Below are 15,183 nucleotides of genomic sequence, written 5' to 3' on the forward strand. Positions count from 1 at the left end.
CCTCGCATCGGGTTTGATGTATAAAAGGCATCTAATGCCTTTAGTGCGTTACGATTGACGTAAACCGTCTCACTTTTAGTTGGTTTATTCAGCGGTTGCGGTACCGCTATGCTGGTATGAATGGCTCGTAGTGGTGCACTACCCGGTTGGGTCACGCCAATAGGTTGGAAAACGCACCTCTAACCATTGCCCCCATTTGGCTGCTTTTTTAATTAAATCTTCCCTATAAATCTGGTTGTATTTAGGGGTTCTGGAATGATAGTTGGCAGCCCGGGTCCATAAGTCTTGAGAGTCATGACGCAAATGCCCACGCAAGCGCCAAGCGGCTAAATCAAAGGAATAACAGCCTGGTTGTGCTACGTCGTCCGCGGGTAATGCCGTACTTTTTTAAATCTTTAAGGTAGGTGGTATTAAATTGCATGGAGCCGACATCAAAGGTCCCATTGCTGTTTTTAACCCACTGTTTCGGCGTTCCCCCTTCTTTTTCAGCAACAGCCAGAACGATGTTCGCAGGCACTTCATATTTCACGGCAGCCATAATGGAGCACACCACGCGCTCTTCAATCTGTGGAGGTAAATCAATCGCTATCATTCATCCCCCGCATCAATACGTGGAGATTGATTGACAAAATGAGCTACTTCTCATTCTGACTGGCTATGCTCACCACGTTACCTGCCACCTAGACTGTCGCCACTAAAATCAGGAGCGCTGTCATTACTGGCATCTTTTGTCATTTGAACCGTGTTCTCTCCACCTGAGCCGCTATCGTTCATGGTCATTGATGGATTGTGCGACCTGTCCACCAAAGGTTTCAGAAATCCGGGCGCAAGCGGACTCTTTCATGGAATCGAATTTATCTTTGACCGTTTGAGTTGCTCCTGATGCTAATTGAGATCCCATAAGCGCTGCCATTCGACTGGCACCTCCCATGGCACTTGCCAGGCTCCCACCTGATAGTCCTGAGGAACTACCGCCTCCTGATGAACTGTCTGCCATAGTGCTTTGAGCGGCTTGAAACGCTGCTTTTAGGGCAGATCCTCCTCCTGCAGCGCTTGTAGCCGCACCCATTGCCGAAGCTGCAGCACCGGACGCCATGGCTCCGGCCATACCAGCAGCACCAAGGGCCGCTCCAAGACCAAACCCACCCATGCTACCGCCACCGCCTCCTCCACCGCTTACCAATGGCGCCTAATTTAGACGGGATTTTATCCATAAGAAGTAAGAGAATGATGGCCACGACTAACATCACCAGCAGTTCTTTAAAGGCCATGTCATTACCCATGGCGGCGTAATATTGATCGATAAAGGACTTGCCAATTCCGACTAAAAGAACCATGGCAAACATCTCTACACCTACGCCTAAAACCATCTTGTAATAACTAATCGCAATGTCCTGAGTCCAACGACCACCACCAAAACCTAATAAAAACACCCCACCATAGGCCAGAATCCATCCGGTAATCAGGATGATTAATAAATTGATACTGACTAAGGCCAGCACGATAAGAATCACGGTGGCAATTAATAAGCCCACAGTGGATGTGGCGGGAGACCAAATGGATGATTTATCAACTACCTTGGATGCAATATCAAAACCTATGTCAATAATTCCTGAAGGGGAGACCACTTTATTTAATCCAGAGGCTTGTGATGCCATCATTCGACACGAATCCATAATGGCCGTTGCAATCGCAGGACCATTCTTAGAAATCCACAAGAAAAAACCCCGTGGGTTGCAAAAAAGCGTACGGTTTCAGCAAGAAATTCGCCAATATCCGCTTTTTTTAAAGCCATTAACCCGTAAGTCCATACCATACTGATTAAGGTTAATCCCCAAAATAACCAGGTGCCCAATTCAACCAGTCGCTTTCCCCACCCTGATGCAGTATTTGCAAAACGTACAAGAATGCTGTCTAGGAGATCGGCATTGTTTATTCCTGATGCTCCTGCATGTGCTGAGTGACACATTAGCGTCAAAAAACAGATGAATACACTTGAGGCAAAAAATTTCTTCATGCTCTTACCACTCCATCCCAGAACTTTTTTTAAAATTTCCCTGGCGAAAACACGCATCTGCTATTAGGGTTTGCTCGGCTTTAGAACGCCCTGTTGGAGAGTCCTTGCACGTTAGTTCGGTTGCAGGTTTTGGTGGTTGGTCGCAGCTTGTGAGTAGTCCTACCAGTAACAACGCCATTAAGTGTGATTGATTCATGTTTGTGCTCCTTTTGAATGTCAGTGAATTACCAGGTTTTTCCTGAACTTTTTTTAAAAATCCCTTGGCGGAAGCGCTCATCTCCTGCAGCCTGTATCGCTTCTTTATCTGCGATGGCCGCAAGGCGTGTCGCTTGGGCATTTTGCTCTGCCACCATTAAGCCTCGAATTTGCAGTAGTTGGTTGGTTTCAGCGCTCGCCAATTGGTTTGCCGCTTGAAGGGCTGCCATTTGCCCTGGGGCACCTTGTGCTTGTTCTTGTAAACGAGTCAATTGACGTGCATCAGATTTCATGGCTACTTCTTGAAGTTCTAAGCCCCGTAACATGCGTCATTGGCTCGTTTTTGAGCTTCTGAGGCATTTGCTTCTTGTTGCAGTAACGCATTAAGCTCTGCTTCACTGCATTGTCCTCCATTAAAACAAGGCATGTTTCGGTAATGGTTCTCGTCCTGGTATCGGGATAAATATTCATTCATGCCGCTGCTTGCTGGTTTGTAATAGTTCAGCGTATCTATGGAGTTGACTAGGTTATCCATGGTGTTGGTGGCTTCATCCCAGGTGAATTTATCCAGAATTTTTAGTATTTTTCTAACCATGTTTTCATATTGGCTTAATTGCGTTTTATATTGTTGAAGTTGTTGTGATGTCTGAGTCACGCTTTCAAGTAAATTAGTAAAATCAATGACTGGTAAATTCGCATAGACCGCGTTGAACCAAGATGATCGCCGGTAACTGATGTCCTAACCGTTAAAGAGAGTATTTTTTGAATCAACATGGTGCTATCTCCTTAATGCTAATAATCAAATGATTGATAAGGTTTGGTGAAGGTCATGTCTTTGACCACGATGACATTAAATTCATAGCCTGGACGAATGGTGAGGCTTGGCGCTATATTTAAGTTTTTCGCGATCATTTGGGATGTAACCTGCCCTAATTCCTGGCCTAATGCGGCACTCATCACAGAGCCTGCAGTGGGTTGAGCGGGTTGGCCAAAGGCCCCCGTCTGTGTTGGGTTTTGGCTGTAGGTGATGCCAGCAACAACACCTGACATGAGTAAAGCCGAGCCAAACAAACGCACGTAATGGTTATTTACCTGGTCATGAAATCCTGCATAACCTGCACTATCGCCACCCGGCATGGAACCTATATCTAATGCCTTTCCGTCAGGGAAAACCAGGCGTTGCCAGGCAATCAACACTGAGCTCTGTCCATAGGACACTTCATTTGAATACATCCCTATGAGGCGTGTTCCTTGCGGGAACAATAAGTATTTACCAGTGGCAGTGTCATAGACATTTTGCGAGACTTGACCAATGATTTGCCCCGGTAAATCAGGTTTGACACCACTAATCATTATTCCGGGAATCACAGCTCCTGCTCTCAAAACAAAAGGTGTACTCGGTGCCTCCACTGTAGAGTGAAGCTCCCATCGGTCGGAAAGATCGCCTGAATTTTGCGATGGGTTTTGAATCAGATGCATCCCCGCATCCCCCTCATGCCTCCCATAGCAGCGCGGTATTTGCTGTAATCTGCTTGATATGAAGCAGTAGGATTCCTGAATTAAGAAGTTCCATTTGACGTTTAAGGGCTGCCAGTTTTGACTGGGCATCATCCCCTGCATGTTGCGTTTTTGAACGTTGATGCATGTGCTCAGTTGATCGGGAAGTGGGATGCTCATTTTTGCTTTTACCGCCATCCTCAATTGTTCCATCTTTGCCATCTTGATGCGATCGAAGATCGGGTGAGGTCAGCTCACCAGAACGACATTCGTTTTTGGACGTAAATAGGCGGTTTATTACGGATAACGGTGGGGTTATCTGGATTATCGACTAAGGCCACAGGCAGTGCCAGGCTGGTATTCACCTTCTCAACTGGTTTGGCGGGCATAATAATGCCTCCTGCACGCCCTGCTACAATTTCAGCTGCCATTGATGAAGAATCCATATGGCGCTCTACAGGAATGGGATCTTGCTTTGTTGGGTGTTGTTGATTGGCGCGCTTCATGGCGACGAAGGCAATGAATGAGTACAAACAGCGCAAAAGCCTGCGATAACAAGGATTAGAGGAAGATTATTGACTCGACGTACCCCGTTTTGGTTTAAATTCCAGGGATGCATTAGGTAACATCAGATCATCATTTTTTTTCATGGTGTTTACTCCTTTCGAACCCAAAACCCTAAAGGGGTCAATGTGCCGTTTTTAATTTTATAAGCGCGGCTAAGAGATTGTTGCCCCACTATGAGGGTGACTCGATATAAGGTTCCTTTGATGGGCTCATCGACTACGTAGTACAAAGCCACATTTTGTGATCCTTGAGAGCTGCTCCATGACTTGATGATTCATTGATGCTGTAGCCTTTTTGTCGTAAGCCTTCAATGAGCGACACACCAAAAGAGTCTTTAACGGACTGTTTGAACTGAAACCGGGTTCGGGCCGGAGGATAAAGAGCAAGCAAACGATTGATGCAATCTTTGGTTATTGCTTTATTTAGGGTCACTGGAGTTGGTGTAAAGCTCCCTTGTTGGACTGTGACACATCCTAAAAGATTAAAAGTAAGCAGCAGGATAAAGGGTAGTTTGAGTCTCATTATTTTCTCCTGGTGATGGTGATTTTTTTCTTGGTTTCGGCCAACACCGCAATCAAAATGGCTTTATCAAAAACGGTGTCTACAATAAATCGATTATTTTGTACCGATAATTAACCATCACCGTTTCAGCTTTTTTAAATAATCCCCCATGGCGCAAAACCAGCAAGGTAGGTGCTTGCGTTTGTTGCATCGCTTGAGGCATTTCAATGATGGTTTTAACCCCATCATTAAATACCCGAGTGGTTTCCAGCGGGTGTTACCTGTGATGCAATAGTTAAAATTCAAATTACCTAGGTATTCGCGGTAAGGGTATCGTGTTGTTATGACGCTCAATGGTTTCTTTCACCCGAATGGCATCCCATTTGGCTTGGGCATCTTCCGGGTAAATAAAGGACACATACGGCATAAATTGTTTTGCGAGAAGAGCGAAGACGTAAGTGATAGGTTCTTCTGTTCGGTTGGTGACTACTAAAGACGTATCAAGACCCACATCAAGCGCTTTAATCAGCAAATGTAATCGTTGGGCAGGACCAATTCCGGTGATTGCAGGCTCAACAAGAAAGCGTGGATCGCCCACATTGAGTTATTCACCTGTTCACCAGGCTGTAGGGCAACATCACAAACTTGCAGTACGGCACATAAGATTTGGTCTGGCCTGAGCCATAAACAAAAGCAATGGACCCATCTCGAGCCGTAACTGGTTTGCTAGTCGCCATTCCAGTTTGCCATTTTTACCAATGGAAAGGGCTGATTGTTCCTGTGGGGTGAGCTGAACCACTTTTTAGAAAAAATAGCGATCGGCTATATCCTCGGAAGCGCCAGCAAGTGCCACAACAGGGACACACATTAATGCAAAAAGCAGTTGTTTCTTCATGAGATCACCTTAAGTTAAATTTGTTTAGACCATTTAAAATCACGAATATAGAGAAAATGCGGGTTACGCAGCGCCTCAATGTCCGTGGTTGGCTGGTGGGTTCGTTTTGATAAATAGAGACGATTGCCCGCATTAAAGTAGGTTTTGTCTTTTGTGAGCCATCACGACTTCTTACTGTTTCTAACCAATCGACTTGCCATGATTCTTTTGATTGCTGTAATACAGAGCGGATCTCAATACTGACGGTTTCATTGCTGCACGATTAAAAGGATTCACCTCTTTGTTGGCGTTTAAGTATTCATTGGCTTTTAACGTTGCAGGGGTCTTGTGCATTTAAAAAAGCATACGTTTGCAACACCGCTTTTCGTTGTAAATCCGCATCTGCAGTGACCAGGCGAATGTGTTCAATAAACTGAGCTACGGTGGTGCGGTAATCATCGGTTTTTGCATCAGGTTATACGGTCAGCACGGGTGATTGAAACGGTATTGCCCGAAGAATCTTGTTGAAACACTAAAGGAATGAATTTTGATTGGTTGCCGATGTAAATCATAGCCACCCACGGATGCAAGGCTAATCATGAGTGAAGTAATGCCTACCACCTGCCATACTTGAAGGGCAGACATCACTCCTGCGACATGCCCATTCCAGGTTCGCCTGGCATTTAAGTAGGGATTATCATTCGATTGCATTAAGTCTTTAGACTGTTTGTTGAATCCATTAAAGCTTATTTTTTTGAGCATATTCATGCAGTCACCCCATAATCGTTAAGAGCCAATCCTTTGGTGCGTAGCCATTCATGCACCCAATTGGCCTTATGTGTTTTTTCTAATTGTTGAATCATGGCTATGGACTCCTTATCGGTGGCCCCAACAAAAGAAAGTGCCAGTGGTCCAAGCGCCAGACTGTATAAAACGACGGCCTTTTTCACTGACGTAGTAGTAATCTCGTTTAGGAACAGCACTGGCAATAATGTCAATTTGAGTTGGGTTAAGTCCCATCTGGGCATAGGTTGCAGCAGATTCTTGGCACGTGCATTAGGATTAGGTAGAAATATTTTGGATGCGGTGGATTCCACAATCACTTCAAGAATTCCTGAGTTGACCGCATGGGACAGATGTTGGGTGGCCATCAGGACACAACAGTTTTTCTTGGCCATTGCTGTCGAGCCATTCGGCGATTTTATGCGAAATACCGGGTGAGCTAACATGAGCCACGCCTCATCAAGAATAATGAGCGTCGGACGACCATCCAGAGACTGTTCAATACGACGAAACAAATAAAGTAATACAGGAAGCGCAAATTTTTCGCCTAAATTCATCAACTCCTCAATCTCAAAGGTCATAAATCAGAAAGACCAAGACCATCGGTTTTCCGCATCCAACAAATGCCCCATTAATCCATCAATGGTGTATTGCTTTAGTGCTTCTCGAATGATTTCATCTTGAATCGTAAGACAAAACTCCGATAGGGTTTTGGAGTGGCTTTGATGCATGTTCATGATGGCATAGCCGATTTCATTGCGTTGAGCAGGCGTTGTCGTTACTCCGTTTAATGCCAAAATGGTATTAATCCACTCCATAGCCCAGGCTCTATCTGCTTTAGTTTCTAAAAACTGTAACGGTGCAAAAGCCAGGCGCTCATTTTTTGCAGCAATCGTATAGTGATTTCCGCCAGCACCAAGGCATGCAGGGAAACATTGACATTCCCTTATCAAATGCATAGATGCGAAACCTAAATAACGGCGCCATTGCAAAGCAATGAGACTAAATGTGTTGATTTACCTGAACGGGTTGGTCCAAACATGATGGAATGACCCAATCACGGACATGCAAATTGAGGCGAAATGGAGAGTTACCACTGGTTACTCCATGCATAAGAGCGGGTGAGCTTGGAGGAAATAAAGGGCTTGGTGCTTCATTTTGACCGGTCCAAATGGTACTGGTCGGAAGTAAATCAGCCAAATTCATAGTGTTTAACAAAGGTCTTCGGACGTTTTCAACGCCATGCCCTGGCAACGTCCCATGAAGGCATCCATGGTATTAATCGTTTCAGTGCGGGCGCTAAATCCTAATGCGTTGATCGCTTTTCAATGTGACGTGCGGCGCGCTCAAGGCTTGCTCTGTCCTCACTCATCAACACGACTACACTGGTATAATAACCCTGAGCCACCATGCCGCTGTTGGTTTCGGCTATGGCATCTGAAGCATCCTGTACCATGTCCATAGCGTCTGTATCAATGACCCCCCTATTCGTATTAAATACCTGATCGAAAAAGCCCCGTATTTTTTTGCATCCATTTCTTTCGATACTTCTCAAGGTGTGCAACGGCTTCATGTTATCCATAAAAATAAAGCGTGATGACCAACGGTACTCAATCGATAACTCCGCAAGAGTGGTTAAAATTCCAGGATGAGACTCCAAAGGAAAACCTTCAATGGCAACGCATTGAATAAATTGTCGCCCTATCTTTGGAATGACACCGGTCCATAGCTCTTGCCCACCAATCACCGCATCAAGATACATTGGGTTACCAGGCAGAAGAACTGGGTGATTAAGGCCTGTGACACAAAATTGAATCCAACGCAGGAAATTGTCGTGCATCACTTCACTGCCGTCTTCTTGCAGAACTTTTTCGCTACCCAATCGGGTTAAAGACACTGCACCAAACAAACGTGATTCTATGTTATGGCACTCTCGTTTAAACGACTCGATGAGTTTGGTGGTTTGAGCATGGCGGTTGGGTTTCTCAGCATCGTCATCAAACATCAACTCCACAAATTGACGGTTGCGCAAGCTTTGGCGGAAACCAGGTCACGGTAATGATAAAAAACCCTTCATAAAGCGTCCCTAAACGCTCAAAATGGCGACGTCGCTCTTCATCAACAGCTGCGGATAGTGCATCAGGGAAATGAGATTGGGTTCCTTCATTGTAGCCAGGTGCTGCCCGGCGTTACTGCATCCACATGAACCATCCAACCACTGCCAAGAGCGCTGAGAGCCTGATTGATGCGAAAAGAAACCAGTTCTCTTTGATGATGGGTGGCACTCGCATTGTCCTCACCACGGTAGAGCCAAGCGGCCATGAATGCCCCGTTTTTTCCGACAATGACCCCATCATCAACTAAGGCTGCGTAATTGAGTAAATCAGAAAGCCCCGCCTCTTTTTGCTGATGTTTTTTAAGACGAAGTTCAGTAGAGGATTTGCGAACTGTTGCAAATAAAATCCAAATAAGCGCAATACTCAATACCGAAATAAACACTAGGATAAATTCAATCATTATATTGCCTCTCCTGGGACCCAGTATTCACCCGAAATGGAGTGGAACGTGCTGGGTAATAAGGTTGATAGCGACGCTGGCGTAAATAAACAAATCGCAGTTGTGGGTCGGCTTTGGCCATAAGTCTTAACATCCAGAGGGATAAAAACCACAGCCCAATACCCACAAACAACGCAATCCAGTCTTGGGTAGCAAATACGAGGATTGCGGCCAGTAGGCCCGAGAACATCACCAGTTCTCGGTCGCCACCCATAAACAGATTGTGACGATTTCCAGCACGTCGAATGGGAATGGAACGCAGGCTCATGATGCAACCCTTATACTGTGAACCGAATGTGAACCAATTTGCGCCCCTTTTCCTGTAATGGCAGAGAGGGTGTTTTTTGCAGCAATGATGAAAGCAAGGACCAACACGATAAAAATCAACGACCGCATGAAGCCATTCATATCGCCACCAAAAATTAACGCAGCACCTGCGGCAACAAGACCTATAATAGAAACGGAGAAGGCAAAAGGTCCTGTAATGGAATTACTGATTTTGTAAGCCAACTATCAAAAGGCAACCCTCCTCCACTGGTGCTTGATGCAAAAGAAGGCTCGGTTCCTAGTAAGAGCAACATCATTAAGCCTAAGGCAATGAATACTTGGGGTTTTAAAAACAGAGCGTGTTTATTCATTAAATAATTCTCCTTATAAAGTTCGGGTAATGTAGTGGCCGTCGCTAAAGCTTGAAACTTCTAAGAGTTCTTGCACGCGACGACCATCCTGAGTTCGGGCGATATGGACTACCAAATGAACTGCCTCGCCTATGAGCGGTTCAATGTCTGCAGGTGCGGAAGGATTACGCGTAATGAGTGATTTTAAGCGCGTCAAACCTGCGGCAGGGTTATTGGCGTGAAGAGTGGCCGCCCTCCTTCATGCCCGGTATTCCAGGCATCCAGTAAATCCAGGGCTTCAGCGCCTCGAACTTCTCCTACTAAAATTCGGTCCGGGCGCATTCTTAAGGTTGTTTTAAGCAGCATGGTCATGGTGACTTCAAGGGTTGTGTGGTATTGCACGCAGTTTTCAGCGGCACATTGAATTTCACCGTGTCTTCGATAATAAAAACCCGCTCAGTTGGATCGAATAAAACCATTTCATTGATGATGGCGTTGACCAGAGTTGTTTTACCGGAGCCTGTGCCACCAATAACAAGGATGTTTCGATGGGTTGCAATGGCTTTTTTAATAGCCTCACAGTGCTCTTTTGACATCACACCAGACAAAACGTATTCATCCAGCGAAAAGATGGATAGAGCTTTTTTTACGAATGGCAAAGGTTGGCGCATGAACAACAGGAGGAAGCTGGCCTGCAAAGCGTGAGCCATCCAGTGGCAACTCCCCTTCTAGGGTTGGTTTGAAGCGGGTAATTTCTTTGCCATGAAAACCCGCAATGGTTTTAATAACCGATTCAGCACGACTTGCTGACATGGTTCCAATGCATTGCATTTTTTCGCCCAGCCGTTCCTGCCAAAGACGCCCATCCGCATTGAGCATGATCTCCACTGTTTTAGGATCGGCTAAAGCGTTCTCAATGACAGACCCTAAATCACGGCGCAATTTTTCTTTAGCACGGGTTTTTACCGTTGACTGTTCTTCATCATTGTTCATCTTTGAACTCCTTCATTCATGTCCTAATTCCTTTTTTAAAGTCAAAAAAATTCCCATCAGATGATAAACATCCGATTTTTGATTTAATTTTGCTTAATTAGTGCAAAGGGTTATTTGCACTTCATTTAGAGCTACATCACTTAATGAGCAGTGTATTGATGAGACTCTGTTCGTTTTAATGGTGGTATTGGCACGCCATTGCCATTTACAGTATCCTCTGAATCAAGGCGCATTGTTTTTTCTTCCTGAACCTTTAGATAGATTTCTTGGCGATGAATTGAAATATGGTCAGGGCATCAAAGCCTAAGCGAATTTGATTGCCTTTAATTCCGAGTATCGTAATAAATACGTCATCACCTACTACTACTGTTTCACCTATTCTGCGCGTTAAAATGAGCATGGTTTTTCCTTAAGTTTTTTAATGGATTTGGTGTGTTTTCTTCTGTGAATTAATTTCAAAGCCCAAGGCTTCACAGGCAAGCCTTGCTGGATTGCAATGTGCCAAAAATCAGTATCATTACTTTCTTGATACGCCAAGGTTAACGATTCAGAGCAGGCGCTTAGAAGGCAATAGAGTTCTTCTTTTGAAAAGAGCTTTAATTTTGGTATCTGTCTCATGATGCAATTCCTAGTCGTTGGCGCATTAAGTTTAAGTGTTTTGTTGCAACGTCTTTTGATTGAGGTTTAGGAAGCATTACCCCTTCTTTAATTTCAGGAACACTATGCCCTTGGCGAACTAAGTGGCAAACTTGCTCATAGGCTTCCTTAAACACGGCAAAGGACTCCCCTTCATTTATTATTTCTAAAAATTTATAACCCAATTTTTTGGCAGTATATTTAACAACTATATGACTCCATTGTGGGTTGGTAGTGTAGGCACGATTTAAAACTTCTCTATGAGCCTCAGAGGGCTTCGGCATACGCAACTCACTATAAAAACCAAGGCATAACGCGCGAAATTGCAGGCAATTTGGTGGAAACTCACAAAACTTATCGCCTTTACTCAATGTCATTAATCGCTCCACGCCACTGTCTAATGCACGAGGTGTTAAATCTTTAAGTGCAGCAAACCAAACGCCCGTATCCTTAACCCCATGCTTACTAATAAAAAGCTGTCCGTAGATTGCTGTCAGTTTCATCCATAGGCTGGACAAGTGTTCCTGCGATAAATGCACGGGAGTTGAGTTCACTGCCTGAGGTGCCCCAGAGTGATTCGATTGAAATGCCATGCTGCTGGCTGACTCGTTCAAGTGCTGCTGGGTTAAGACTGCTTTGATTGGTACCACGCTCATTGTGATTACTCCTTAATTGTCCTTGTGCCTTTTGTTGTTGTTTTTGCATGTATTGGGCATCTCGTTCCAGCCAGGTAATGAATACTGGATTAAAATCAGCCCATTGGGTGTTTAGTTTTTTGTTGTGTTTGATGAACGCCTGAATTTCCGTGAAATCCGTCACCTTGGTGAGTCCCATGGACAAAGCCAGTTCGATGGTTTTTGTGTTTGGGTAAAAGTCGTCGCTAATTTGTTTTTTGCTGCAAGAAAAATCATTGCCCGCAGTTTGAGTTTGTTTGTTTGAGTTAGTTATATTAAATATATTATTATTCTTTACTGCGGAGTCATCTGTGTACAGCTCCGTGTATTCCTGTGTGTTCTCAAGCGATTTTAATTCATCATTTTTCTTAGGATTTTCAATGGGCTTAGATATGGATTGTTCATCCCTGCGCTCTGTGTACACTTCTGATTTTTCAAGAAAACCGGCATAAATCTCTGGTAATTTTGGGAACTGAAATTGTAGTTTTTGGCCCTCACTAATAACTTTAAAATCTTCGGGACATTGTTTTTCAATGGATCGCAAATAACTTCGAATTGTTTCTTTTTGAGGAGTTCCTGATTCAGTTCTTCCTGGAGCTTTGTTAATAGTTAGTAATTCGGAGATGTCACGGTAAGTGATATCAGTAACTATTCCTGTTAGCGGATTTGCTAGTGTTATAAGAGATTTTATTAAGGTTGTGTGCACATGCAGTAGACCTGAAAATTTAGCGTCTATTTCTTTTCTTGCTGCATTAAATTTTACTAACACGTCTATCGTTAATTTCATTCCTAATACTTCCTTTGCTTTATCTTCCCTTTAAATAAGACCATAAAATGTTAAATTTTTATTTAAAACCCAGTCATATTCATGTAAAGTAAACAACATATCGTTATATATATGTTTCTTTATGTGTACTATAGTACACGCAATGAAAACTTATCTCAAGTATTAATTATGAATATCAAGCAAGAAATTGGATTACGTATTCAAGAAGCAAGAAAAAAAATAAGATGTCAGCGGTAGATTTATCTAAGTTAACCGGTTTTAATAAGTCGAGAATTAGTAATTGGGAGAATGGAAGAAGAACCCCTGGATTGGATGAGGCTAAAATATTAGAAGATGCCCTCAGAGTACCCGCAGCTTATTTATTATGCATGGATTTTGACGATTCCCTGATTCAGAAATTCCGCTCAATTGAAAAGATTATTTCTATAAAATCCCATTATATGACATAGGAAATTTAATTAATGGATTTCCAGATGTATCAAATAATTGGATTCCGATTCCCCATCATTTAGAGAATATATTATCACCCGAAATTTTCGCATTTTCACTCCATGACAGTAGTATGAGTGATTTATATAAGAAAAATGACATCGTTATTTTAGAAAAAAATATTTCTCCAATACATGGGGATTATGTGTTATTTAAAATAAATACCTCTAATACTATATTATTTAGAAAAATGTATATTGATAATTCCTTGATGGATAATCAAATAATTAAGTTCTGTCCCCTAAATAAAGAGTGGCCGGAGATAACAACCTCCTCTGCCATGCAATTCACCATTTTGGGCGTAATGCAAAATCATTTAACAATTTTTTTCTAACAATTTTTTTAGACTATCGATTTTAATTTGATCATACTTTGTTAGTTTATCTAAGGATGAAAGGCGCTTAATTGGTATTGCAAGAATTTCAGATAATGAAGAAATATTGTGGCTAGTATTCTCCAAAACATAATTTATAAATAAATTTGAACTATCAAAAAAAGTATTCATGTCCTTATTCTCCATTACTAATTTACAAATAATCTTACATAAAATTAATTAATATCAATTCCAACATGGTTTGGTGTTATAATAAACAATATTAAAAACGCTTTTAAAAATGGTTTTTAGTTCGGGGTTTTATATTGGCCAGGATGTGTAAATGTTTTCACAGGAAGATAATAATCTGGGTGTTGTTAGAACAACATGGCAAAAAATATCCGAAAAAGTTAACAAAGCTGATGCTGAATTTGCAGCTTTAGTAAATAAGCTGTCTCCAGGATCAGATTACCCTGTGTATCTCCTATATCTACCATACGGTATGTTAAAGGGGATACAGAAAGCTCCTATCTACCGTCTCCAGATGGGGGATTTCTTAAGTTGTCTGATGAGTCTCTTCCAATAGAAATTAAAAATGAATTAGGTTATGGAATGAGTACCTCTCCATTAGGGATGATTTTGGAAAATGAAATTGAGTATTTTATTGAGATAGACGGTGAGGTTATACCATATGATGTTGCAGGACCAGGCCGGATCTTTAATAAATCAATTATTTTAAACAAAAAACTATCTAGAAATTACTCTCCGAATGGTGTATTGAAAGCATCTGCTGGATCTCGAACTAGCTTTTTGCTTCCAAGCATTAATAGCCATAATAATATTATTAAGCTTAGTAATAGCTTAAAATCGAAAATAGTATCACCTAAAAAAATTTCTGACCATTGGAATGTTTTTAAAAAAATTGCTCTATCTGAAACAATAGAATCAAATTGGAAGGTTTGTTTGTTATATTTTTCGGAAAAATGGATACAGTCTCTTGCACAAGACTCGGAGTGGAGAGATCTTAAGGCCTATATATCAGAGAGTGATCGAATACTTCATCAATATGACTCAAATAATATATTTTACGAAATATTTTATTCTTATGTACAACGTAACCATAACCTTAAGATTACTAATCCTTATATCACTAATACTGCAATACATTTGATAAAAATCGCTTTAGGAGAAATGCCGGGTTATATTCCTGCAACAGATGAACATTTACTCCCTCTTCATAATATACAACATGCTTTTTGTCATTATTATGACATTGAACACCACCCTACTGTCATGGTGCCTCATATATTTAAATTTGAAACAGATAAAAATCCCATATATTACTCTTTACAACATCCAACAATGCCTAGTTTTTCAATAAAACGAAATAATAGAGTTAGCGCTAATGATGAAATTAAAGCTATAGACTATATTCTCCCTTCATTTTTAGAATCAATGAGATATGATTCGAGTATGCTTAATAAAACTGTTTTTAGTGAGTTAGCACAAAGAATAAACTTTACATTTTTTCATAACGTGCCTTGTGGGAATGATAAAATTAATGGCTCTGAAACTTTGCAAGAAATTGATCCTCGTTTTGCTTATAGTTTTAGTGAATCAAATAAGAAATTTTGTCATGAAGGAAAGTTTTTAAGGGGTTGTATACAAATAGCAACAAACTAGT

Annotated in this window: 25 protein-coding genes and 6 pseudogenes; 4 read left to right on the forward strand and 27 right to left on the reverse strand. The window is 42.1% G+C overall.

Going from position 1 to position 15,183, the window contains the following annotated elements:
• Window positions 1-159: 159 nt before the first annotated feature.
• The 27 genes and pseudogenes from FOLKNPGA_RS18065 to FOLKNPGA_RS18150 form a co-directional block, all read right to left on the reverse strand.
• Window positions 160-592 (reverse strand): annotated as a pseudogene (locus FOLKNPGA_RS18065) (transglycosylase SLT domain-containing protein); the annotation flags it as partial.
• A 171-nt stretch (window positions 593-763) separates the two neighbouring features.
• On the reverse strand, window positions 764-1,150 hold the full coding sequence (locus FOLKNPGA_RS19060; RefSeq protein ID WP_255466095.1) for a hypothetical protein: 387 nt from the start codon (window positions 1,148-1,150) through the stop codon (window positions 764-766).
• Window position 1,151: 1 nt separating this feature from the next.
• Window positions 1,152-1,676, reverse strand: a complete 525-nt coding sequence (gene trbL / locus FOLKNPGA_RS19065) for a P-type conjugative transfer protein TrbL (protein WP_255466096.1) — start codon at window positions 1,674-1,676, stop codon at window positions 1,152-1,154.
• Entirely contained in the window at window positions 1,658-2,017 is a 360-nt protein-coding gene (locus FOLKNPGA_RS19070) for a hypothetical protein (protein ID WP_255466097.1), read from the reverse strand. The genes trbL and FOLKNPGA_RS19070 overlap by 19 nt, the downstream gene beginning before the upstream one ends.
• Window positions 2,018-2,021: 4 nt before the next feature.
• A complete protein-coding gene (gene trbK, locus FOLKNPGA_RS18075; protein WP_182352910.1) occupies window positions 2,022-2,213 on the reverse strand; it encodes an entry exclusion lipoprotein TrbK in 192 nt (63 codons plus the stop codon).
• Between the two features lie 28 nt (window positions 2,214-2,241).
• Window positions 2,242-2,505 (reverse strand): hypothetical protein, encoded by a 264-nt coding sequence (locus FOLKNPGA_RS19075; protein WP_255466098.1) that lies wholly within the window; start codon window positions 2,503-2,505, stop codon window positions 2,242-2,244.
• A gap of 17 nt (window positions 2,506-2,522) precedes the next feature.
• Window positions 2,523-2,867, reverse strand: coding sequence for a hypothetical protein (locus tag FOLKNPGA_RS19080; RefSeq protein WP_255466099.1), 345 nt, complete (start codon window positions 2,865-2,867; stop codon window positions 2,523-2,525).
• Between the two features lie 137 nt (window positions 2,868-3,004).
• The gene (locus tag FOLKNPGA_RS18085) at window positions 3,005-3,691 is read right to left on the reverse strand and encodes a TrbI/VirB10 family protein (RefSeq protein WP_255466100.1); all 687 of its coding nucleotides are present in this window, start codon (window positions 3,689-3,691) and stop codon (window positions 3,005-3,007) included.
• A 272-nt stretch (window positions 3,692-3,963) separates the two neighbouring features.
• Window positions 3,964-4,215 carry a hypothetical protein gene (locus FOLKNPGA_RS18090; RefSeq protein ID WP_182352912.1) on the reverse strand — a complete coding sequence of 84 codons (252 nt, stop codon included), beginning with the start codon at window positions 4,213-4,215 and terminating at the stop codon, window positions 3,964-3,966.
• A gap of 149 nt (window positions 4,216-4,364) precedes the next feature.
• Window positions 4,365-4,511 (reverse strand): hypothetical protein, encoded by a 147-nt coding sequence (locus FOLKNPGA_RS18095; RefSeq protein ID WP_182352913.1) that lies wholly within the window; start codon window positions 4,509-4,511, stop codon window positions 4,365-4,367.
• Window positions 4,493-4,798: a hypothetical protein gene (locus tag FOLKNPGA_RS18100; RefSeq protein ID WP_182352914.1), complete on the reverse strand. Its 306-nt coding sequence runs from the start codon at window positions 4,796-4,798 to the stop codon at window positions 4,493-4,495. Before FOLKNPGA_RS18100 ends, FOLKNPGA_RS18095 begins: the two co-directional genes overlap by 19 nt.
• A pseudogene (gene trbG / locus FOLKNPGA_RS18105) lies at window positions 4,798-5,576 on the reverse strand (P-type conjugative transfer protein TrbG). Before trbG ends, FOLKNPGA_RS18100 begins: the two are co-directional and overlap by 1 nt.
• Before the next feature lie 110 nt (window positions 5,577-5,686).
• Window positions 5,687-6,362: pseudogene (locus FOLKNPGA_RS19245) on the reverse strand (VirB8/TrbF family protein).
• A gap of 53 nt (window positions 6,363-6,415) precedes the next feature.
• On the reverse strand, window positions 6,416-6,991 hold the full coding sequence (locus tag FOLKNPGA_RS19095) for a hypothetical protein (RefSeq protein WP_255466102.1): 576 nt from the start codon (window positions 6,989-6,991) through the stop codon (window positions 6,416-6,418).
• Window positions 6,992-7,018: 27 nt separating this feature from the next.
• Window positions 7,019-7,393 (reverse strand): hypothetical protein, encoded by a 375-nt coding sequence (locus FOLKNPGA_RS19100; RefSeq protein ID WP_255466103.1) that lies wholly within the window; start codon window positions 7,391-7,393, stop codon window positions 7,019-7,021.
• Between the two features lie 43 nt (window positions 7,394-7,436).
• Window positions 7,437-7,640 carry a hypothetical protein gene (locus FOLKNPGA_RS19105; protein WP_255466104.1) on the reverse strand — a complete coding sequence of 68 codons (204 nt, stop codon included), beginning with the start codon at window positions 7,638-7,640 and terminating at the stop codon, window positions 7,437-7,439.
• A gap of 100 nt (window positions 7,641-7,740) precedes the next feature.
• Window positions 7,741-8,439, reverse strand: coding sequence for a hypothetical protein (locus tag FOLKNPGA_RS19110; protein ID WP_255466105.1), 699 nt, complete (start codon window positions 8,437-8,439; stop codon window positions 7,741-7,743).
• 158 nt (window positions 8,440-8,597) lie between these two features.
• Window positions 8,598-8,951, reverse strand: coding sequence for a hypothetical protein (locus FOLKNPGA_RS19115; protein ID WP_255466106.1), 354 nt, complete (start codon window positions 8,949-8,951; stop codon window positions 8,598-8,600).
• Entirely contained in the window at window positions 8,944-9,258 is a 315-nt protein-coding gene (locus tag FOLKNPGA_RS18120) for a conjugal transfer protein TrbD (RefSeq protein ID WP_182352915.1), read from the reverse strand. The genes FOLKNPGA_RS19115 and FOLKNPGA_RS18120 overlap by 8 nt, the downstream gene beginning before the upstream one ends.
• Window positions 9,255-9,628 (reverse strand): annotated as a pseudogene (locus FOLKNPGA_RS18125) (TrbC/VirB2 family protein). The gene FOLKNPGA_RS18120 and the pseudogene FOLKNPGA_RS18125 overlap by 4 nt, the downstream one beginning before the upstream one ends.
• Window positions 9,629-9,641: 13 nt before the next feature.
• Window positions 9,642-9,824 carry a hypothetical protein gene (locus tag FOLKNPGA_RS19250; protein WP_370529213.1) on the reverse strand — a complete coding sequence of 61 codons (183 nt, stop codon included), beginning with the start codon at window positions 9,822-9,824 and terminating at the stop codon, window positions 9,642-9,644.
• Window positions 9,821-10,317, reverse strand: a pseudogene (locus tag FOLKNPGA_RS19255) (ATPase, T2SS/T4P/T4SS family). The gene FOLKNPGA_RS19250 and the pseudogene FOLKNPGA_RS19255 overlap by 4 nt, the downstream one beginning before the upstream one ends.
• Window positions 10,223-10,600, reverse strand: coding sequence for a hypothetical protein (locus tag FOLKNPGA_RS19260; protein WP_370529214.1), 378 nt, complete (start codon window positions 10,598-10,600; stop codon window positions 10,223-10,225). Before FOLKNPGA_RS19260 ends, FOLKNPGA_RS19255 begins: the two are co-directional and overlap by 95 nt.
• A gap of 140 nt (window positions 10,601-10,740) precedes the next feature.
• Window positions 10,741-11,000, reverse strand: a pseudogene (gene csrA, locus FOLKNPGA_RS18135) (carbon storage regulator CsrA).
• Entirely contained in the window at window positions 10,988-11,218 is a 231-nt protein-coding gene (locus FOLKNPGA_RS18140; protein ID WP_255466108.1) for a hypothetical protein, read from the reverse strand. Before FOLKNPGA_RS18140 ends, csrA begins: the two are co-directional and overlap by 13 nt.
• Complete coding sequence (locus FOLKNPGA_RS18145) at window positions 11,215-11,739, reverse strand: hypothetical protein (protein ID WP_182352916.1); 525 nt, start codon at window positions 11,737-11,739, stop codon at window positions 11,215-11,217. Before FOLKNPGA_RS18145 ends, FOLKNPGA_RS18140 begins: the two co-directional genes overlap by 4 nt.
• On the reverse strand, window positions 11,702-12,697 hold the full coding sequence (locus FOLKNPGA_RS18150) for a Vir protein (RefSeq protein ID WP_182352917.1): 996 nt from the start codon (window positions 12,695-12,697) through the stop codon (window positions 11,702-11,704). The genes FOLKNPGA_RS18145 and FOLKNPGA_RS18150 overlap by 38 nt, the downstream gene beginning before the upstream one ends.
• 224 nt (window positions 12,698-12,921) lie before the next feature.
• Between FOLKNPGA_RS18150 and FOLKNPGA_RS18155 the strand changes: the two genes are divergently transcribed.
• The 4 genes from FOLKNPGA_RS18155 (at window position 12,922) to FOLKNPGA_RS18165 (ending at window position 15,182) form a co-directional block, all read left to right on the forward strand.
• Window positions 12,922-13,146 carry a helix-turn-helix transcriptional regulator gene (locus FOLKNPGA_RS18155; protein ID WP_255466109.1) on the forward strand — a complete coding sequence of 75 codons (225 nt, stop codon included), beginning with the start codon at window positions 12,922-12,924 and terminating at the stop codon, window positions 13,144-13,146.
• A 113-nt stretch (window positions 13,147-13,259) separates the two neighbouring features.
• Window positions 13,260-13,520, forward strand: a complete 261-nt coding sequence (locus FOLKNPGA_RS18160; protein ID WP_182352918.1) for a S24 family peptidase — start codon at window positions 13,260-13,262, stop codon at window positions 13,518-13,520.
• 322 nt (window positions 13,521-13,842) lie between these two features.
• Window positions 13,843-14,085, forward strand: coding sequence for a hypothetical protein (locus FOLKNPGA_RS19120; RefSeq protein WP_255466110.1), 243 nt, complete (start codon window positions 13,843-13,845; stop codon window positions 14,083-14,085).
• Window positions 14,061-15,182, forward strand: a complete 1,122-nt coding sequence (locus tag FOLKNPGA_RS18165; protein ID WP_255466111.1) for a hypothetical protein — start codon at window positions 14,061-14,063, stop codon at window positions 15,180-15,182. The genes FOLKNPGA_RS19120 and FOLKNPGA_RS18165 overlap by 25 nt, the downstream gene beginning before the upstream one ends.
• Window position 15,183: the final 1 nt, after the last annotated feature.

It is taken from the genome of Legionella sp. PC1000, assembly GCF_014109805.1.
Classification (GTDB): domain Bacteria; phylum Pseudomonadota; class Gammaproteobacteria; order Legionellales; family Legionellaceae; genus Legionella; species Legionella resiliens.